The sequence below is a fragment of the Clostridium sp. MSTE9 genome (assembly GCF_000277625.1).
Taxonomy (GTDB): Bacteria; Bacillota; Clostridia; order Oscillospirales; family Acutalibacteraceae; genus Faecalispora; species Faecalispora jeddahensis.
The window spans coordinates 1-19473 of sequence record NZ_AKFU01000033.1; the positions used below are offsets into that span (position 1 = coordinate 1).

A 19473-nucleotide genomic window follows, 5' to 3' on the forward strand; every position below is an offset into this window, starting at 1 on the left:
GGATTCCAAAGGTGTCCTTTGGAAGGCCTTTGCTTACTTTCGTCCTTTCACGAAAGTAAGTGCCCGCCCCGGCATGAGGGGCAAGCTGAAGAAAAAAGAAATTTTCCCTGCGGCGAAGCCGCACGAAAGAATCTCTAAATAAGCAAAGGAAACAAATACTCCATTTTAGCTTGAACGGCATAAGAAAGCACGGAATCATCAGCCATTAGAAAAATAAGGGATTCTGCCTATTTGTTGCACCAAAGAGAGCAGCAGATGATATAATAAACTTATGTACCTGTGTACAAGTATCACCGTCAAAGGAGGGGACTGCTTATCCGATACGGTATTTCAACGGCGTGCCTGTATCCGCAGGAGACCGCCCAGTCCTTGGCCCGGCTGACCAATGTGGGGTTTCGGTTATTCGAAATCTTTTTTAATACGTATGGTGAGCTCAGGAAGGATTATCTGAACAATTTAAAATCAATCCTGGATTCTTCGGGATCAGCTGTCAAATCGATCCACCCTTTTACATCCGGCTTTGAAAGCATGATGTTCTTTTCGGATTACGACAGCCGCTTTACGGATTCTCTGGATTTTTACCGTAAATATTTTGAAGCCGCCGGCCGGCTTGGGGCCGAAATACTGGTGCTGCACGGCCAGCGCGATTACCTGTACAGCACGCTGAGCGAAGAAGAATACTTCGAGCGGTATGCGCTGCTCTTTGAGGCTGGCCGCCGATGCGGGATTCAGGTGGCTCAGGAGAACGTCAACCGCTTCCGCAGTGAAGACCCCGGCTTTATCCGCCGGATGCGGGAGTATCTGGGGGAAAGCTGCTGCTTTGTATTCGATATCAAGCAGGCTGTTCGCGCAGGCAAAGATCCCTTTGAGATGTGCAGTGCCATGGGGGACCGGCTGGTGCATATCCATCTGAATGACAACAACGGTAAATCCGACTGTCTTTTACCCGGTGACGGCACCATGGACTATGCGCGGCTGATGAAGCTGCTGGATGAATTCGGGTACAGCGGCGATTTTATCATCGAGGTTTACCGGAAAAGCTTCCCGAATCTGGACCATTTGCTCGACAGCAGGCATTTTGTAGAACAATTGGTGAAATAAATCGCCGAAAATATTGCAAATTACGCAAAGATAATGCTATAATTTTAAAAGTTGCTGTAAAAGAACAGAGGAGGGTCATGATCTGTGAAATGCCCGTATTGCGGTTTTGAGGAAAGCAAGGTAATCGATTCCCGCCCGACGGACGAGGGCGAGAGAATCCGGCGCCGCAGGGAATGCCTGAAATGCGCCAAACGCTTTACCACCTATGAGGTGATCGAAACGGTTCCCATTGTGGTGATCAAAAAGGATAAATCCCGTCAGACGTTTGACCGCAACAAGCTGCTCAACGGCCTTTTGCGTGCATGCGAGAAGCGCCCGGTCTCTATCGATACGCTTGAGCGCGTTGTGGACGAGATCGAAACGATGCTGCAGAATTCTCTGGATCGCGAGGTGCCCTCCAGTCTGATTGGAACGTACGCGATGGAAAAGCTTAAGAATATCGATGAGGTCGCGTATGTCCGTTTTGCGTCGGTATACCGGCAGTTTAAGGATCTCAATACCTTTATGGACGAACTGAACAAGCTGGTGAAGAACCGCAGCTAAATCTGCGAGATTGTTTTTCAAGGCCGGATGCTTTCTGCATCCGGCCCTTTTGGCGTTTGGCGGATAAGCTCGGTTTTTTTAGAATGAAAATAAAAGGATGGTGCCGCGCGGTGCGGGAATGCTAAGAAAAACAAACGAAAGGAGCAAGTCTATGGCAAAAGCAGGAATGCGCAGGCCCGACCCGAAAGAGCCGCACGGAACAGAGAGCAACCACAAAACGCATCTGCCCAAAAACGATGTTCCGCCTGTTCCGGAGCTGCAGGGGAAAGCGAAGCATACAAAAGAGAAGGCTCGTCCGATCATCGAGCCCTGATCTGACCCGAACGCAAATATGCCGCAGCGGCGGGCGCTCTTCCGGATAGGACCGGGAGAGCGCTTTTGTATGCAAAAAATTTCAGGGCGATCCCGCGTGAGAGGAATCCACCCTGAAATTCATAAAGTGCTTTTGACGATTTGGAGGGTGCATGGGTTGGTTTGGCCGTTTACCTTTGACGGCAGCCTCTGTCCTCACAGCCACAGTCCCCGGACTTAGGCGGGAAAAATTCGTCCGTGGGGAAATCGATCCGGCGGAACAGCTCGCACGGATCATCCGAGGTGGCCTCACACTCTTTTTCCGGAATACAGAAATCGTAAGCGGGGATCAGCATTTGCACATTACGCACGATCTGCACGATGGTGAAAATACCAATGGTGACATATACTGTGCGGCGAACAGGATCCATTACGAAATCACTGCCATATCTTCTGCAGATGCAGTCGGGAATGCGGCAGCAGATCTCACAGGGATTTGCGGGGCAGTCGCACACTCTGGCAGACAGGGCGACGGGTTCTGCCACCTGCACTGTTGCCTTGGGCAGTGCGCGGCAGGCCCAGGACTGAACTTCCAGATCATCCAGCCCGCAGTCGGAGCTGAACATCTTTACGTTGCCTTCGCTGCCGTACAGAATCACCTTTTTGTTGAATACGGCGATGCCGTTCACCTGAACGGAACCAGAGGTAGGCGAGCAGTAAACATCCAATGCAACGTCAAAGAAGAAAGTCATGTCTACGGAATAGAAGCCCTTGTTGAAAGGCACGGATTCCAGATCCAGATAAACTGTGATGACCTCGACATTTCTAATCTTGACAGTTGCCGCTTCGTTGATCAACTGCTGTCTATCCGGCGTAAAGTATACACGCAAATCTTCTAAGCAGTCTTTGTCGCAGGAGTGTGCGGCTTAGAGGTAAAGAGGCTTGAAAAAGAGCTCGAGCTGAAACTGTGCGGGCTTCCAGTCTTTTTCTTTGTAATAGGTGGCACGCTCGAGAATGGATTTCAAAAGCCGGTTCCTGCTCTGTGCGTCCAGGGAGGGGTAGAGCCGCAGCGCCTCCTCGATTCTCTCGCTCATCGCAGCGGCGGGCTTTACCGAGAGCTTTGCGGCGAATTCCCTGCGGGAGCTGTCGAGCTGCGCCAGCCGCTCTTTGATGGAGGCTTCGCGGCGCAGGAACAGTTCGGGCGTATATGTGCCGCGCTCCAGCAGCTCGCAGATGGCATCCAGCTGCTTTTTTGCGGCCCTGATCTCACTGTCGATTGAATCGAGCGTTTGGGCATAGGGATGATCGGTTTGTTGCTCCGGCCGCTGCTTTGCCTGCAGTTCCCGAAGCTGCCGCGCCAGCTCGCGTAGGATCGCCTGCTCTACCATCGGCAGCTGGCTTGAGACGACGCAGCCTTTCTTCTGGCACAGCAGGTACGGTTCCGGGCTTCGGTTCATGACCTGCCGCTGCATCAGGCCGCCGCAGTTTTTGCAGTAGATCAGCCCGGCCAGCGGGTTTTCCACCCGGCCGGTGTAAGACGGGGGATGGTGCCTCCTTTCAAAGATCTCCTGTGCTTTCTCAAAAAGTTCCTCGTCGACGATCGACGGATGAATGCCGTCCGTGATGATCCATTTTTCTTTCGGGTTGGAAACGGCGATGCTTTTTCCGCTGCCCTTGCGCAGATGTGTTTTCTGGTTCCAGACAATTTTCCCGATATACACATTGTTTTTGAGAATCTTCATCACGCTGGAACGGCCGAAACGGTCGGACCGGCGCGGCCGGGCGCCCATGGCATTGACCGTTTCGGCGATCATCTGACAGCCGGCGCCTTCCTCAACGTACATCCGGAACATCAGGCGAACAATTTTCGCTTCGTCCTCCTTGATTTTCAGGGTGGGCTTTTTGTTTCTGTAGGTCTTTTCATATCCATACGGGGCGTTGGCAATATAACCGCCGTCCTTGATGGTCCGCTGGGTACCGGCTTTCAGGCGGCGCTTGATCATCTTCAGCTCCTGCCGGGAGAGAAAGGTCTTGAACTCGGTGTAATCCTCGTCGGCGTCGTTATCCAGATCGACCGTTTTTACCGGCGTCATGATCTTGGTGCCGCTGGTTTTGAACGTTTCCAGAATGATGCCCTGCTCCGCCATGGAGCCGCGGCCCAGGCGGTCGATATCCATGCACAATACGGCGTTGAACTTTTCCGCCTCCACGTCCTTCAGCAGCCGGAGCATTTCCGGCCTGGCGTACAGCGCATCGCCGGAAACGACCTCCTTGTAGATGTTTTGCTCCGAGATCGCCAGTGCGTTCTTTTCCGCAAATTCTTGGAGGGTTTTCCGGTGGCGTTCCAATGTTTCCTCCACCGGCTCGTCGGCGTCGTCCGCGCGCGATTTGCGCAGATAGATGGCTATGTTTGCGATGCGGCTCCCTCCTTTCTGATTCTTGCCGAAACTCCCTGCACGGCCCGGTAGTTATGTATGAGGGATTGTTCCTCTTTATTCCTCCTGCCTTGCCGGAGCAGCGGTTCAGTCATAGGACAATCGCGGAAGATCATATTTTGAGGAACGGGAGGTGAGCCGCTTGAAAAAGAAAGAGGTGGGGGCCCCCACAGTGATCGTGCGTTTTTTGCCCGGTACGGCCGAGGACGTCGCAAAGAACCGGGCCGCGTTTCAGGCGGCGCTTGAAATGGGGTTGTCCCGTCTGAACGGCTGCAAAACCGCAGTCGAACCGGACTGGGAAGGCAACAAAGAGAATTACTGCAGCTACCGCGAAAGAAAGCTTAAAGAGCAGGAGCAATCAGGTGAGTGATGGGGAAATGTGCCCGATGCGGCCGCATTGGGCTGCCGAAAACCGGACAAGCCTGCCCGTGCCTGACCGGCGGGCCTGCACGGCGCCCATGCAAATCCAACAGAAAATCCGGGAAATCATTCGTGTGCGTTTCAGCCATAAAAAGAAACAATCGGTGCACCTACAGGAGGCGAACTTATGGTAAAATGGACTGGTTCAGTCGGCCGTCGAGTTTCCAGCTTCCCGGCGGCATCCGATATCGTTCGTAATGATCCTTTGAACGGAAGGAATCATAAAGGATAGAAACCTGGAATTCGGGCTGAAACAGGAGGCTTGGGAGGATTCGCATTCCGGCCTGCCGCTAAAATTTGTGAAATGAGGGATTTGGAGTATGAAAGAGTTTACAGGCGTCGTTAGAAACATTGATTTAGCAGGCCGCATTGTCATCCCAAAGGAACTGCGCCGTACACTGGGATGGGAAGTTGGGGATCCTCTCGAAATAATCGGTCAGGACAATGGCCTTGTAATCAAAGCATATAAGCCGGATCCCCTTGCTGTAACCAATGAGGAGCTGCGCCGGCGTTTAAAAGAGATCAATCAATTAACCCTTTCTTATGAGGCGAGACAGCTGTTTAATGTTCACGAGGCCTTTTCTCGGATACGGCAGATCACCAACCTCAGTGATCTGAAAGACAACTGTGGCCCGTGATGCTTTTTGGGATCGTTGCCCGCAAGAAATCAAAGCGGGCGCCAGCATGCGGTGTTCGTCATTCGTCAAAGCGCCTGTGTCGATGATGATCGATCAGAGCTTGCTGATTAATGATCACATTCAAGGTGGCAATGACATTTGTAAAAAAGCTGCACAATACCCTTAAAGAATGAATATCCTGTCCTTTTGCAATTGCTACCGCAAAGCTTGTGGATAAATAGGATAACTCTTCCGGGCTACAATCTTTCAGCATGTCATTCACCTCACTCCATATTATTCTGCGATCGCTATTTTGAATACCAGTCGGCGATTTCCAGCGCAAAGGTCTGTTGGCGGCGGCCATGCGGACAATCTGTGGAGCAAAGGCAAGAGAGCGAAGAGGATTCCAAACAGCCTTTCCGGCGAATGGGCAGACGGTCTGGGAAGATTGGCAGTCAAAAGAAAAAATCAGTACCCATCCTGTCGGATCAGTACTGATTTTTCTACGAACAATGAGGTTAGTTTGCTATATTGCTTTTAGCACCTGCGTTCGCACAATAATCTTTCGATGATATCGTCGAGCAGACGTAAATCGGAATTGTTCAGATCATCCAGCTGGGACAGAATGTTCCTTAACGCCTTTGAACTTTCACGGTCACAGCTTGACCCATTATTGCTGCTGCGGCTGAGACTCTCACTATCGTTGTTTCCGGAAACTCTTTCATTCCAAAAATCGGCAGATGTTCTTGCCATGTCCTTGCCTCCTTTTTTAAGATTGTAGTACATAATATGCGGGTGTTCTTAACTCGTCCATGCATTTCTCATGAAAGATATTTTGTTGACGGTCAAGTCCTTTCGATACTTATTTTCAGGAAACAAACCAGGGGCAATTTAGCGCACAGTTCCCCTGTAGGGAAGCTGCGCAGCGATGATACAGGCCAAAGAAACAGAAAACCCCCATGGGTACTGGGCGTTTTTTCAGCCCAGATAAACATTTTCCTTTTTTCTCATATTATGTGAAAGAGAGGGGGAAGCGGTATTATGAATAACAGGTCTTCCAATTCCTATTGTCATTCTGATTGTAAAATAACAGATATGGGTCCGCAGCCGTTCGTAGTTGATATCGAAGCGGCCACCAAACAAAATAACAACTATCGTACCGCATTGTGGACAGGGAAATACCTGCAGGCAACGCTGATGAGCATTCCGGTCGGCGCAGATATCGGGCTGGAGATTCACCCTGACACCGATCAGTTTTTACGGATTGAGCAGGGAAATGGCGTCGTCAAAATGGGAACCGGTAAAGAGAATCTGAGTTTACAGAAGTGTGTTTCTTGCGGCTGCGCCATCTTTGTACCGGCGGGTACATGGCATAACCTGGTCAATACAGGAAATGTTCCTTTAAAGCTGTATACGATTTATGCGCCGCCCCATCATCCGCACGGTACGGTTCACAAGACAAAGGCCGACGCATTGGCTGCCGAACACCAAGAGGAGAAAATAAAATCAAATCCATCTATGAAATGAAGAGCCGAGCCGTATGATCATTCCCATTGTGTGTGAAGGGCTGGCTTTTTGAACGCAAAGGGACAGGATCGGGGAAGTATCCTGCCCCGATTTTTTATATCCTTTCTAAGGAATGATTTTTCCGCAGACGGGGATGGAATCCCGGCTGCGGAATTTTTTACCTTTCGCGGAGAATAGTTTGCTTTTATTTGTTCAATTATAATGCTATATTTTAGTAGGGGAAAGGGATTTGCAGTATGCGGACGTTTCAAAGATTACCTCAACATATCGGCATTATTCCGGACGGAAACAGGCGATGGGCGCAAAGCAACGGATTGCAGAAGCAGGACGGGTATTCCCACGGAATCAAACCGGGCTTCGAGCTTTACCGGCAATGTGTCGACTTAGGGATCAAAGAAATCACCTTTTACGGATTTACACAGGATAACACGAAGCGCCCCTCGGTGCAGACACAGGCTTTTCAGAAGGCCTGTGTTGACGCGGTTTTAGAGCTTTCTCAGTGCGATGCAAACTTGCTGGTGATCGGGAATACCGACTCCCCGTTGTTCCCGAGTGAGTTGATTCCTTATACCAAGCGCGTCACTTTGGGGCAGGGACTGATCAATGTCAATTTTCTGGTCAATTACGGATGGGAATGGGATTTGAATCATTCTTTGGAGGACCGCTCTTTGGGGAACAAGAAGCTGAGCCAAAGAATCGCCTCTTCCGATATTTCAAGAATTGACCTGATCATCCGCTGGGGAGATCGAAGGCGATTGAGCGGTTTTCTGCCGGTGCAGTCCATTTACGCCGACTTTTATGTCCTGGATAAAATGTGGCCGGATTTTAGTCCGGATGATTTATACCAGGCGCTGGACTGGTACCAGAATCAGGATGTGACATTGGGAGGATAAACTCTGTCCTTTGGTAAGTGTACAAAATGGTTTGAATAGAGGGTTCTCAAGCGATCTGCCAAAATCCGAATACACTCCGAAGAACCGGCCTCTCATAGATCAAGGGTCGGGGAGGGCGGAAGGAACACCGTTCAAACCCAAAATAAAAATCAAACAGGCCCACCCTCGCCGGTTATCCCGGCAGGGGTGGGCCGTTCTATACGATGCACACTCTTATTCGCTGCACGAATCATAGATACGCATGGCGTCAATGCAAACAGCTTCTTTAAAGCATCCTGTTCCGCGCTCTTCGGACGCAATATTAAAATCTTGAGCCATAAAATGTTCCTCCTAACAGGTTAATTTCCCATGTTCTCTATAACATTTTATGGCTCAGATTCAATTTTGTTACAGGGTAATTATCACAAAGAACAGCGGCATGGACAATATTGCTCCAGCGGCATTTTCCCGTTGTCCCGCCACGGGCTTTTCCACCCGCTCGGGAAGATCGGTTCCGTCTTTTGCGCGGCGCTTACAGCTTTGTCAGGCGGGCAAAATTAGACATCAGCTTTTTGGTGCCGACCTGCTGAAACTCAATCTCCAGCAGATTATCGTTGCCCATGGGCGTGACGGAGAGAATCTGTCCGACGCCAAAGGTCTTGTGTTCCACGCGGTCGCCCGTCTGGTAGCACTGGGTGGATTTCTGCGTGGGGATATCCACGGGGCCGAACTGGCGCGCGGCGTGAATGGAGATCGTACGGGCTTCATAAGCCGAGGTCGGCAGATCCGTGCCGGGCTCCGGCTTTTTCCACGATCTGGAACGGGTGCGTTCCACAAGCTCCTCCGGAATCTCATTCAAAAAGCGCGACGGCTTGTTGCGCGAGGTGGAGCCGAAGATCATGCGGCTTTCCGCGTTCGTCAGGTGCAGCTCCTCGCGGGCACGGGTGATGGCCACATAGGCCAGCCGGCGTTCCTCCTCAATTTCGGAGGGATTGTAGATCGCCTGCATCCCGGGGAAGAGGCCGTCCTCCAGACCGGGCAGGAATACCACGGGGAATTCCAGACCTTTTGCGGAGTGCATCGTCATCAGCACCACCTGGTCGGTGTTCGAATCAAGCTGATCGATGTCGGTAAACAGCGAAACTTCCTCCAAAAATCCGGAGAGAGAAGCATCGGGATTCTCTTCCTGATATTTGATCAGGCTGGAAGAAAGCTCGTTGATATTGTCCACGCGGTCCTGCGCGTCATCTTCTTCCGCGCGCAGGGAAGCAATGTAATCGGTCTTTTCCAGAATCAGCTGGTACAGATCATTTAAAGAAACCTCGGAATGGTTCGATGCTTCGATCAGCTCCTGAATCAGGTGAGCGAAGGTCTGCAGCTTTGCCGCGGAACGGCGCAGCGGCTCAAAATCCTCGGCGCTGTTGATCACGTCGAAGAGAAGCATGCCGGTTTCACGCGCAATTTCCACCGCCTGCGCGATCGTCTTTTCACCGATGGAGCGCTTTGGCTGGTTGATGATGCGGCGCAGACGAACCTCATCCGAGGGGTTGTTGATCACGCTCAGGTATGCCAGCATGTCGCGGATTTCCTTGCGGTCGTAAAAGCGCACGCCGCCGACGATCCGGTAGGGAATACCCGATTTCACCATCATTTTTTCCAGGGAGTTCGACTGTGAGTTCATCCGGTACAAAACGGCAAAGTCAGAGTATTTGCGTCCCTTTGCCACTCCCTCCAGAATATGCGTCGCGACATAATCCGCTTCATCCTGTTCGCTGAACGAGGTGTGCAGGTACAGCGGGCAGCCCTGTGCGTTTTCCGTCCACAGCGATTTTCCCTTGCGCTGGGTATTGTTTTCAATCACAGCGTTGGCCGCGTCCAGAATGTTTTTGGTCGAGCGGTAGTTCTGCTCCAGCCGGATCACCTTCGTGCCCGGGAACGTTTTTTCAAAGCTGAGAATGTTTTCAATGGTTGCGCCGCGGAATTTATAAATGCTCTGGTCGTCATCGCCGACAACGCACAGATTCTTATTTTTCTGCGCCAGCAGCGACACAAACAGATATTGGGCATGGTTGGTGTCCTGGTACTCGTCCACCATGTAGTAGTGGAAGCGGTTCTGGTAGTATTCCAGCACGTCCGGGCAGGCGCGGAACAGCTCGACCGTGTTGAAGATCAGGTCGTCAAAGTCCATCGCGTCAGAGGTTTTCAGGCGGTTCTGGTACATCCGGTATGCTTCCGCGATCCGCTTGAGACGGAAATCGTCCCCGGCCCGGCCCGCGAATTCCTCCGCGTCTACCAGAGAATCCTTTGCGCGCCCGATTTCACCCAGAACAGATTTGACCGGCAGTTCCTTTTCGTCGATCTGCAGAGCCTTCAGGCAGTCCTTCATCACCCTGCGGGAATCGTCGGTATCGTAAATGGTGAAGTGAGGAGTATATCCCAGTCTGTCCGCATCGCGGCGCAGCATGCGCGCGCAGGTGGAATGGAACGTAGAGGCCCACACCTGACTGCCGTGTTCGCCGAGCATGGCAACCAGGCGGTCTTTCAGTTCGCCCGCCGCTTTGTTCGTGAAGGTGATGGTCATGATCCGGTAAGGGTCGCACCCTTCCTGAATCAGATACGCAACACGGTTGACCAGAACGGTCGTTTTTCCGCTGCCGGCTCCCGCCAAAATCAAAAGAGGTCCATCTTTGTGCCGGATGGCCTCCTGCTGTCTGGGATTCATCTTAGAAAAATTCTGCGCAAGCAGCGATTCATTCTGTATAGACATATTCAATACAATCCTCCTATTTCGTTCCTGTACCGGCGGGAAATCCCGCGCCTTAGCATTCCTTTGGCAATCCCCAAATCGCCGTGGCTGTGCATACTCCTGAAACGGAAGGCACAGAAAAAGGGAGCCTGCCCTTTCATCGGGCCGGTTCCGCCATGGTTTTCGGCAGCCTGCAGGGCGGGAGCTCCGTTTTGCATGCCGGCTGTTTTGGCGCTCTGGCCGATTTCAAAAATTATTATATCATAAAACATCAAGCAAGCTGACAAACATGCAAACCGCAGACGCTGAAATCAGCAAGCTGATGATTCAATGTTCTCTCAGGCATCGAAAGCTTTGCTTTCGCTCATGCCATGAGATTATTATATCATAGATCATCAAAAAACTTCCGAAAATTTTATCTAAATTCTCAGAATCACTCAACTGATGATTCAATGCGCTCTTAGCCGCCAGAGGCATTACTTTTGTTTGCGGCATAAATTTATTATATCATAAAATTTGAAAGAATGCCCACAAAAAAAGCTGCTCAAGCGGCCGGAACCACAAGGCAGATGATTCAATGCTTTCTCGGGTGTTGAAAGCGCTGCGTTCGTTTACGCTATAACATTCAGTATACTCTATTTTGCAGTGAATAGCAAATCACCGATTCCAAAAAAGCACCCGAGCCTTTCGGCCCGGGTGCCTCCGAAACAGGACCCAAATCAGAATGGGCGGGTGTTCTCCAGCAAACCGGCAGTAGCCCATGTGGAACGGGTACGGGGAGCCGGAGCAGGGGCAGCGGCAACTGCAAGCGGAGCAGGCTCTGCCAGAGTAACCGACTGAATTGCGGAGACCGGTACATCGTACAGCGTGTAAGCCGCCGCTGCGATGACAGCCAGAATTTCACCGGTAATTCCCTGCGCAGCCGCAGCTGCCGGAACCGGAGCAGCCATCGGCGCGGGTGCCGGAACGGCAGTCTGCTGGCTCAAAACGGGAGCGGCTGCGGGCGCCGTGGGCGCGGCCTGTGCCTGACGCAATGCCATTTCGCGTTTTTCATTCAATTCGTTCAGCTTTTGCAGGGTACCGCGCAAAACGATCAGCACGGCCAGTGCCGCAATTGCTGCGACTGCCGATATTACGGTGAAAATCTGAAGCTGTGTAGCCTCCATCAAAAACATCCCCATTTCTTAATAAGTATTCTGTTCGGGAGGGTGCCGTCATTCGGGCGCATGGCCCGGTTTCAGGCCGATGTCAGGAGGTTGTCCTGTGTCCTGACGTAGAATAAAATCCCAATTAAAGTTATTATACCCGATCTTCTGCGTGATTTCAATTCTTTTTCACAGAAAGCAATCACAGCTTTTCGCAAAGTTTATCGTTGCATCCTTAGGTGGCAGGCTTTATAATAAATGTGAAAATCATTCTGGCAGAGGAGGGGCCGTACGGTGGAAAACGAAAAGTTCAAGCGTTCTTTCCGCACTCCTTTTCAGAACAGTCTGGGTCTGGCCGTATACCGCTCCGGACTGCAGCGCTGTGCGCCCGATCATTCCTGGGGGCCGGGAGTCCGCGATCATTATCTGATCCATTACATTCTTTCTGGAAAAGGAACGTTTGACAGCGGAAAACGAAAATACACGCTTTCCGCCGGGGACGGCTTTCTTGTGGTTCCCGGGGTGATCTCTTCGTACCAGGCCGATCACAATGAGCCGTGGGAATACTGCTGGGTGGGCTTCAACGGCGCGGATGCCAGCCGCCTTGTCAAAGAGACCGGGCTTTCGGAGGAATCGCCGCTGTTCCATTACGATCAAGACAGCGCCATGGAGAATATGCTCAACGACATTTACACCGCAACGGGGCCGAATCCCAGCAACGAGGCCCAGATGACGGCGGCGCTGCTTCGCTTTCTCGCAGCGCTGATGGTGCTGCACGGCGACCACAACTGCCGCAAGGATACCGGCTATGCCTACGTGCAGCGCTCGATCCAGTTTATTGATTTCAACTATTCGCGCGAGGATCTGGATATTACACAGATCGCGGCCAACGCGGGAATCAGCCGCAGCCACCTGTACCGGCTGTTTTTGCAGCATACGGATATGACCCCGAACGAGTACCTGACCAAATACCGCATCAATAAGGCGGCCGATCTGCTGAAAAACGAGAATCTTTCGGTGGGGGAGGCAGCGTATTCCTCCGGTTTTTCCGATCAGCTGTATTTTTCGCGGGTGTTCCGGAAGCTCAAAGGAGTTCCTCCCAGCAAATTTGCCGAGTCCGCACGAAAGGCGGAGAAGGAGTAATCATATGAACAATGCTTGTGATAAAATACAGGACTGGGTGCAGCAGGTGCAGGAGCACCGCACCGCCGGCTGGGATTCCCTGCCGGAGATTTATCTTTATATGGATCAGGTCATCAATTATATGGAACGCCAGCTGCACCTGTTCGGGCGGGACGACGAAAGCGTGCTGCTGACACCCAGCATGATCAACAACTATGTGAAAGATCGGGTCTTGCCCCGCCCCGATAAGAAAAAGTACAGCCGCGAGCATCTGGCCATGCTGACGGTGGTCTGCCTGTTAAAGCAGGTGCTGTCGATTCAGGATATTTCTTCCGTGCTGAATTACGATTCCGGGGAGGACTACCAGAAAGAGATTTACGAGAGCTTCCGGATCGCGCAGGAGCGGGAACTGGCCGGAGTCTGCGAACGGGTAGGGCAGGCGGCCGGGCAGGGGGAAGAGGAGCTGCGCACCCTGGCCTGCGCTTTGGCCGTTGAGGCTTCTGCCCGGCGAATCGCCGCGGAACGGATTTTAAGTGAGCTTTCCCGCTCAAAAGAGGAAACGGAGGAGAAACCGTCTTGAAACAGCTAAGTCTTTTAAACCGTATTTCTACAGTGCTGAATTTTATTGTCATTGCCCTTGCCATTTTTTCGTGGCTGGCCAGCGGCTGGAACAATCCGACCGTCATGGCTACTTCTTTTGTCCTGATGTGCGTCTGCTTCTGGGCGTCCACGGTCGTGCTCATCACAGACAGTGTTCGAAGCGGCAGCTACCGGAACAAACATGCGCGGGCTTCCTTTATCGTGCGCGATCTGTTCGCTCTGGTGGCTGCATTTTTGCTGACGGTATATACCGTTGTCACCTATTTTGTCGCGTGACAGCCGGATGGTACGGCGGTGTGATTTCACTTGTGAGATTTTCCTGTGTAACCACCAAAAAGCAAGCTGAATGAGCATCCTTTGCTGTTTTGATTATTGATGTTGAAAGAATGATTTAATTGATAATTTGGGGTATCTATGGAGAAAAATCAACAGAATCAATGGAAGCGGGATTTCTTTACCATAGCCGGCGGGCAGACAGTGTCTCTGATAGGCAGCGCTGCGGTACAGTTTTCCCTGATCTGGTGGCTGGCAAGTGAAACGGCATCGCCGATCATGATGTCGATCGCGGGTGTTTTTGCTTTTCTGCCGCAGCTGCTTTTGGGCCCTTTTGCAGGCGTATGGGTCGACCGTCTCAATCGAAAAATCGTTATTATAGCGGCGGATCTTTTCATTGGACTGGTGGCCCTTATTTTTGCTTTCTTCTTTCTGTTTGGCAATCCGCCTTACTGGTCGGTTTGCCTGGTTCTCGGCATCAGGGCGGTGGGGAATGTGTTTCACAGTCCGGCAATTCAGGCCGCGGTACCCATGCTGGTGCCGCAGCAGGAGCTGGTACGTGCCAACGGCTGGAGTCAGTTCATGCAGTCGGGTGCTTTTCTGCTGGGGCCTGTATTGGGTGCAGCCATGTATGCCTCCCTGCCGCTTTGGATCATATTGCTGTCCGATCTGGCGGGCGCGCTCGTCGCCAGCACGACCGTGGCGCTCGTTAAAATACCCGATCCGAAGCGGCAGATCACACAAAGACCGCATTTTTTCCATGAAATGAAGGAAGGCGCTGCGGCGATCTGTCAGGACAGAAAGCTGCTTATCGTGACGGCGGCTACGCTGCTCGGCATGGTGTTTTACGCGCCTTTGTCCACGTATTATCCGCTCATGACCAGTGATTATTTTCGGGCGGACGCCTGGCACGCCAGTATGGTCAACCTTGGTTATGCATCGGGAATGATGCTCTGTGCCATCCTTCTGGGAAAGTTCGGCACCATCAAAAATAAGTTTCCGGTTATCCATCTGGGACTTTTCGGGATGGGAATATCCTCATTGCTGTGCGGCTTGCTGCCTGTGGGGATGTTCTGGTTCTGGGTGTTCACAGCGTTGTGTGCACTGCTCGGGGCTAGCAGCAACCTGTACAATATCCCTTATATCTCCTATATGCAGGAAACCATCGCACCGGAGCGGATGGGGCGCACTTTTTCCCTGATCGGCAGCCTCACATCGGCGACGATGCCTTTGGGGCTGCTCATAGCGGGGCCAATTGCCGAGAGCCGGGGAGTTCCGTTGTGGTTTTTTGTTTCGGGGATTGTGCTTTTGCTGCTTACACTGGTCAGCGCCTGGCTTGTGCTTGTGCAAAGAGTGGATCAGGCAGAAGAGGGTGCAGGTTAAAACCAAAACAGTCAGCAAACGGTTCATTGAAATGCACGAAAGGAATACAACGAAATGATGTCAAATTCCAGTTGATGATGAGTGTATGAGTATCATTGGCTGTTCCAGTTATGGATATTATCTGTCAGAGAGACAAATAGGTTTTGTGGAGGTTTCAAATGATCATTGATAATAACCCGAAAGAATTAGAAGCAATGGAAGCATTTCACCGCGGGGACAGACAAGAGGGCTTACGGTTACAGGAAGAGTTTGCTTCGGAGTTTCGGGAAGAGTATAAAAACAAAGATCACTGTCCATGCAAAAAAGCGTGCCGTTATCATGGGAACTGCAAAGAGTGCGTTGCCATTCACAGGGCGCACCAGGAGCATGTTCCCAATTGCATGAGGCCGATGATCAATCAAAAAATCAAGCTGCTGTCAGAACTGACCGAACATACCATTTCCTATGAAATTGAGCCGCCGAAAGAAATATTGAGAAAAGAATAAATTTCTGTTCATCGGAGATTACGGGCAGAATACATAGAAAGAGTAACGAGGAAGTGATGATATGCCTCCCAAGAACCGTTTTTCCTCTGTGCAAAGATAAGATAAATTGTACAGAGGAGTGTAAAATAAATGAATCGATTAGATATGCCGGACATTACGAGTGATACTATCACGGCGATGGAGGATATGTCGTTTTTTACCCATTCTCTCATTTTTGATGACCTGCTGATTGTGGCGCAAAAAGAAACGAACTGCTTTGTGTTGAAGACGGAGGATGGGCTGATTGTTATGGATGCCATTTGGCCGGACCAAAGGGCTTTTGACGCCATCGTGAATGCAGTAAAAGAGGTAAAATGGGATCCGGATACCATTCAAAAGCTGGTTTTAACGCATGGCCATGTCGACCATACGGGATGCGGTAGGTGGCTTGTTGAACAGTATCATGTTGACACATACCTTTCAAAAGAAGATGAGATTTTCTGGAAGGAACATCCGGCAAAGCCGGACAGGCCCGAAACGTGGAAGGACTATGAGATTGACCATTTTCTCAAGGATGGAGATACGATAACATTGGGGGAAAAGACGATCTATGTCTACAGTACACCCGGTCATACGCCCGGATGCCTTAGTTATATATTTCCTGTAGAAGAAGACGGGGATATCCACATGGCAGCCTTATGGGGTGGCACAACACCTCCATGGGAAAAGGATGGGGTGAATCAATACTTAAAATCATTGGATTATTTCGTTGACGCGGCAATGCGCAAAAATGTGGATGTGGTTTTAAGCAATCACACGGCGATCGACAATGGTTTGGAACGTATCGCATACTCCAGAAAAAGATTATCCTATATGCCTAACATCTATATCATTGGGTCGAACGGAATCCAAAAGTATTTTCAGGTTTTTCGGACAATGAGTGATGAGATTCTCAAAAATTAGGAAGATAATACGAACAAAGAGTAACAGGGAATTTTCATTTCCTGTTACTCTTTTTATAGTGGGAAAACTCCCGGCTATGCCGGGAGTTCAAAAAAGCTTTAGCGATGAGCAAAAATGTAAGCTAAACCTGATACACAATCCTGTTGACTGCGTTTTCAAAGCAACATAGGGGGCTTCCATGAAACGTGAAGGATTTGGTAGGGAAGGGGCGCAGCCCCCTCCCGTATTGATTCTCTTCTGCACAAAGATTGCTTTCGATTTTCAGTTTGCTTACTGTGCGGGAGGGGGCAGGGGTGAGAAGTACCGTTGCAAGTGTAAGAAACCCCCGAGCGCCTTGAGGCGTAGCCAGTAAAACAGGGCTTTGCCCGCATAGGAAGAATCCTCGGCTGTGCCGGGGGGTTACTATTCGCCGCTTGTTTCAATTTTACCGTAAACGGTTTCAAATTCGGAAACACGTTTTTTAATGTATTGTTCAATCTCTTTGTTGGCGGAACGGCCTTCCGATTCTGCAATATAGCGAAACTTTTGAAACAGTATACGATCTACCCGCAGGGTGTATCTCAATACTTTATCTTCCATAGTTCCTCCTGCACTTCACCAATTTGATGTTATTTTGATTTAATTATAGTGAAAATATTGCGTCATGGCGAAAATGGTGGTAAAATGGTGAAAATATGACGAATAAAAGATGGAGGAGAAAGGAATGCCGGATGATAAAACAATGTACTTTAAGATGTTTCACGCTTCAGAGAAAGCTCTTGCTTTGATCCTGACTGTACAGCAGGAATGCGAAGAGCTTTTTATCGCGGATTTCTCGCCCGAACTCAAGGTGATTTCATTTTCACCAAAAGAAGGTGAGACCACAGATGAAGAATGAACGATAACGTTCTGCAAGACTCTGGGGCCGACGAAGAACAGCATCCGGTTCACGATGTCCGGAACATGTCTGGATCTACCGGGGAAGCTTTTCCGTGCATGGTGTTTTTGATGCCGGGAGGATTCTTTTGATAAATCAAACCCCTCAATTTGGTTAACCAGAATAATGTTTCCTCATATTATAGCAAAAGACGAAAAACGATGCTGTTACAGAAATGAGGGAATACTATGTGTGGAATTGCGGGATTTTGCGATTATCACGACACACTAATGGAAGAAGCCCCGCTATGGGGCGCGCTGGCCAAACGGATGGGCAACCGGCTCAGACACCGGGGCCCGGATGACGCCGGAGTACATGTTTCGAGCCATGCGGCCTTTGCCCATGCGCGGCTTGCGGTAGTCGACATTGAGGGCGGAAAACAACCCATGACCCGTGTGCAGGATGGATATCGCTATACGATCACCTACAACGGTGAGCTGTACAATACGGAAGAGCTGCGGCAGGAGCTGCGCCTTTTGGGCTGCCAGTTCCAGTCGCACAGCGATACCGAGGTGCTTCTTTACTGCTATATTCACTTCGGGCCGTTCTGCGCGGAAAAGCTCAACGGAATCTATGCGTTTGCAATCGACGACGAGCGGCGGAACTGCACCTTTTTGTGCCGCGACCGTTTTGGCGTAAAGCCGTTGTTTTATACCACAGTGAACGACCGTCTGGTATTCGGCTCCGAAATAAAGACTTTGTTCGAGTATCCGGGAATCAATCCCATACTGGACAAAACAAGCCTGTGCGAGCTGTTTGGCCTTGGGCCTGCCAGAACGGCGGGGTGCGGTGTGTTTCAGGGAATCCGGGAGTTAAAGCCCGGCTATTCCGCCGTATTCAACCGTGAAGGGCTGCGGGCGTACCCGTACTTTGAGCTGGAAAGCTACGAACACCCCGACAGCTACGAAGACACCGTGGTGCGTGTGCGCGAGCTGCTGTCAGATACCGTGAGCCGCCAGCTGGTTTCGGATGTGCCCCTGTGCACCTTCCTTTCCGGCGGGCTGGATTCGAGCATCATCACGGCGCTGGCCGCCGTTCAGTACAAAAAGGAGGGCCGGCTTCTCGACACCTATTCCTTTGACTATAAAAATAACGAAAAGTATTTCAAACCGTCGGCATTCCAGCCGGATGAGGACCGCCCCTGGGTAGACCGTATGGTTGAGGAGTTCGGAACGCAGCACCATTTTTTGGTGTGCGATACCGAAACACTGGCAGATCGCCTGTACGACGCGGTGATCGCGAAGGATCTGCCCGGCATGGCCGATGTGGATTCCTCTCTGCTGCACTTCTGCTCGCAGGTAAAGACAGGCCACGTGGTCGCTTTATCGGGCGAATGCTCCGATGAAATTTTTGGCGGATATCCCTGGTTCCATAAAAAAGAAGCCTTTGAGGGCAAAACCTTCCCATGGTCTCCCAATCTGAGTATCCGCAAGGCGCTGATCAAACCCGAAATTCTCAATGAGCTGGGCCTTGATGAATATGTGGATCGCCGCTATATCGAATCCGTCGAGGCCACGCCGTGCCTTGCAGGCGAAAGTGCCGAGGAGCGCCGCCGCAGAGAGATTAGCTATCTGAACATCCACTGGTTCATGTCTACGCTGCTCGACCGCAAGGATCGCTGCAGCATGGCCAGCGGGCTGGAGGTTCGCGTGCCCTACGCCGATCACCGGCTGGTGCAGTATGTGTTCAATACTCCCTGGGAATACAAAACCCACGGCGGCGTATCAAAGGGGCTGCTGCGCGACGCGGCCAAAGACTGGCTGCCCGAAGATATTCTGATGCGCAGGAAAAGCCCTTATCCCAAAACGCATAACCCGTCTTATGAAGCGCTGGTGCGCCACCGCCTGACCAGGATTATTGAGGACCCGGTCGAACCGATCCACCAGCTGATCAACGAAAGCGCCGCAAGGGAGCTGCTGGCCGAAAAATCCGACTACGGCAAGCCGTGGTTCGGGCAGCTGATGGCCGGCCCGCAGCTGATGGCCTATCTGCTTCAGATCAATTTCTGGCTCAAGCGCTACGATATCAGCATTCAGCTCTGACGCAGCCGGCAAA

Annotated in this window: 22 protein-coding genes; 15 read left to right on the forward strand and 7 right to left on the reverse strand. The window is 51.2% G+C overall.

The features are described 5' to 3' along the window. Positions 1-369: 369 nt before the first annotated feature. The 3 genes from HMPREF1141_RS07695 (at position 370) to HMPREF1141_RS17520 (ending at position 1957) form a co-directional block, all read left to right on the forward strand. The gene (locus HMPREF1141_RS07695) at positions 370-1101 is read left to right on the forward strand and encodes a sugar phosphate isomerase/epimerase (RefSeq protein WP_009063140.1); all 732 of its coding nucleotides are present in this window, start codon (positions 370-372) and stop codon (positions 1099-1101) included. Between the two features lie 84 nt (positions 1102-1185). Next, positions 1186-1644 (forward strand): transcriptional regulator NrdR, encoded by a 459-nt coding sequence (gene nrdR / locus HMPREF1141_RS07700; RefSeq protein WP_009062936.1) that lies wholly within the window; start codon positions 1186-1188, stop codon positions 1642-1644. Between the two features lie 151 nt (positions 1645-1795). Beyond that, a complete protein-coding gene (locus HMPREF1141_RS17520; RefSeq protein ID WP_009062929.1) occupies positions 1796-1957 on the forward strand; it encodes a hypothetical protein in 162 nt (53 codons plus the stop codon). 169 nt (positions 1958-2126) lie between these two features. Here the strand turns inward: HMPREF1141_RS17520 and HMPREF1141_RS07705 are convergent, their stop codons facing one another. Next, positions 2127-2792 (reverse strand): hypothetical protein, encoded by a 666-nt coding sequence (locus HMPREF1141_RS07705; protein WP_009063056.1) that lies wholly within the window; start codon positions 2790-2792, stop codon positions 2127-2129. Positions 2793-2861: 69 nt separating this feature from the next. Continuing rightward, the gene (locus HMPREF1141_RS07710) at positions 2862-4352 is read right to left on the reverse strand and encodes a recombinase family protein (RefSeq protein ID WP_347475790.1); all 1491 of its coding nucleotides are present in this window, start codon (positions 4350-4352) and stop codon (positions 2862-2864) included. A 151-nt stretch (positions 4353-4503) separates the two neighbouring features. On the opposite strand from HMPREF1141_RS07710, the gene HMPREF1141_RS07715 reads away from it, so the two are divergent. Next, on the forward strand, positions 4504-4740 hold the full coding sequence (locus HMPREF1141_RS07715) for a hypothetical protein (protein WP_242824570.1): 237 nt from the start codon (positions 4504-4506) through the stop codon (positions 4738-4740). Positions 4741-5110: 370 nt separating this feature from the next. Beyond that, positions 5111-5428, forward strand: coding sequence for an AbrB/MazE/SpoVT family DNA-binding domain-containing protein (locus HMPREF1141_RS07725; protein ID WP_009062914.1), 318 nt, complete (start codon positions 5111-5113; stop codon positions 5426-5428). 58 nt (positions 5429-5486) lie between these two features. Here HMPREF1141_RS07725 and HMPREF1141_RS07730 read toward each other — a convergent pair whose 3' ends face one another. Both HMPREF1141_RS07730 and HMPREF1141_RS07735 read right to left on the reverse strand, forming a co-directional pair. After that, on the reverse strand, positions 5487-5681 hold the full coding sequence (locus HMPREF1141_RS07730) for a hypothetical protein (protein WP_009062939.1): 195 nt from the start codon (positions 5679-5681) through the stop codon (positions 5487-5489). A gap of 263 nt (positions 5682-5944) precedes the next feature. Further along, the gene (locus HMPREF1141_RS07735) at positions 5945-6160 is read right to left on the reverse strand and encodes a hypothetical protein (protein ID WP_009063172.1); all 216 of its coding nucleotides are present in this window, start codon (positions 6158-6160) and stop codon (positions 5945-5947) included. Positions 6161-6502: 342 nt separating this feature from the next. On the opposite strand from HMPREF1141_RS07735, the gene HMPREF1141_RS07740 reads away from it, so the two are divergent. Both HMPREF1141_RS07740 and HMPREF1141_RS07745 read left to right on the forward strand, forming a co-directional pair. After that, positions 6503-6934: a cupin domain-containing protein gene (locus HMPREF1141_RS07740; RefSeq protein WP_242824571.1), complete on the forward strand. Its 432-nt coding sequence runs from the start codon at positions 6503-6505 to the stop codon at positions 6932-6934. 236 nt (positions 6935-7170) lie between these two features. Beyond that, complete coding sequence (locus HMPREF1141_RS07745; RefSeq protein ID WP_035316764.1) at positions 7171-7827, forward strand: undecaprenyl diphosphate synthase family protein; 657 nt, start codon at positions 7171-7173, stop codon at positions 7825-7827. Positions 7828-8338: 511 nt separating this feature from the next. On the opposite strand, the gene HMPREF1141_RS07750 is transcribed toward HMPREF1141_RS07745, so the two are convergent. Both HMPREF1141_RS07750 and HMPREF1141_RS07755 read right to left on the reverse strand, forming a co-directional pair. Next, positions 8339-10573: a UvrD-helicase domain-containing protein gene (locus HMPREF1141_RS07750; RefSeq protein WP_242824572.1), complete on the reverse strand. Its 2235-nt coding sequence runs from the start codon at positions 10571-10573 to the stop codon at positions 8339-8341. A 698-nt stretch (positions 10574-11271) separates the two neighbouring features. Then, entirely contained in the window at positions 11272-11718 is a 447-nt protein-coding gene (locus tag HMPREF1141_RS07755) for a hypothetical protein (protein ID WP_242824573.1), read from the reverse strand. Positions 11719-11991: 273 nt separating this feature from the next. Here HMPREF1141_RS07755 and HMPREF1141_RS07760 point away from each other — a divergent pair, with 273 nt between their 5' ends. From HMPREF1141_RS07760 to HMPREF1141_RS07785, 6 genes are all read left to right on the forward strand, one after another. Continuing rightward, the gene (locus HMPREF1141_RS07760) at positions 11992-12840 is read left to right on the forward strand and encodes an AraC family ligand binding domain-containing protein (protein ID WP_009062943.1); all 849 of its coding nucleotides are present in this window, start codon (positions 11992-11994) and stop codon (positions 12838-12840) included. 4 nt (positions 12841-12844) lie between these two features. Then, positions 12845-13399: a DUF1836 domain-containing protein gene (locus HMPREF1141_RS07765; RefSeq protein ID WP_009062879.1), complete on the forward strand. Its 555-nt coding sequence runs from the start codon at positions 12845-12847 to the stop codon at positions 13397-13399. After that, positions 13396-13695 carry a hypothetical protein gene (locus tag HMPREF1141_RS07770; RefSeq protein WP_009063080.1) on the forward strand — a complete coding sequence of 100 codons (300 nt, stop codon included), beginning with the start codon at positions 13396-13398 and terminating at the stop codon, positions 13693-13695. The genes HMPREF1141_RS07765 and HMPREF1141_RS07770 overlap by 4 nt, the downstream gene beginning before the upstream one ends. Positions 13696-13833: 138 nt before the next feature. After that, positions 13834-15075, forward strand: a complete 1242-nt coding sequence (locus HMPREF1141_RS07775) for an MFS transporter (RefSeq protein ID WP_009062890.1) — start codon at positions 13834-13836, stop codon at positions 15073-15075. Positions 15076-15233: 158 nt separating this feature from the next. Continuing rightward, complete coding sequence (locus HMPREF1141_RS07780) at positions 15234-15560, forward strand: hypothetical protein (RefSeq protein ID WP_009063165.1); 327 nt, start codon at positions 15234-15236, stop codon at positions 15558-15560. Between the two features lie 129 nt (positions 15561-15689). Then, on the forward strand, positions 15690-16502 hold the full coding sequence (locus HMPREF1141_RS07785) for an MBL fold metallo-hydrolase (protein WP_009062954.1): 813 nt from the start codon (positions 15690-15692) through the stop codon (positions 16500-16502). 402 nt (positions 16503-16904) lie between these two features. On the opposite strand, the gene HMPREF1141_RS07790 is transcribed toward HMPREF1141_RS07785, so the two are convergent. Next, positions 16905-17081, reverse strand: coding sequence for a hypothetical protein (locus HMPREF1141_RS07790; protein WP_009062944.1), 177 nt, complete (start codon positions 17079-17081; stop codon positions 16905-16907). Between the two features lie 124 nt (positions 17082-17205). Here HMPREF1141_RS07790 and HMPREF1141_RS17525 point away from each other — a divergent pair, with 124 nt between their 5' ends. Further along, entirely contained in the window at positions 17206-17379 is a 174-nt protein-coding gene (locus HMPREF1141_RS17525; RefSeq protein WP_009063145.1) for a hypothetical protein, read from the forward strand. Positions 17380-17606: 227 nt separating this feature from the next. Further along, complete coding sequence (gene asnB, locus HMPREF1141_RS07795) at positions 17607-19460, forward strand: asparagine synthase (glutamine-hydrolyzing) (protein ID WP_009063073.1); 1854 nt, start codon at positions 17607-17609, stop codon at positions 19458-19460. Positions 19461-19473: the final 13 nt, after the last annotated feature.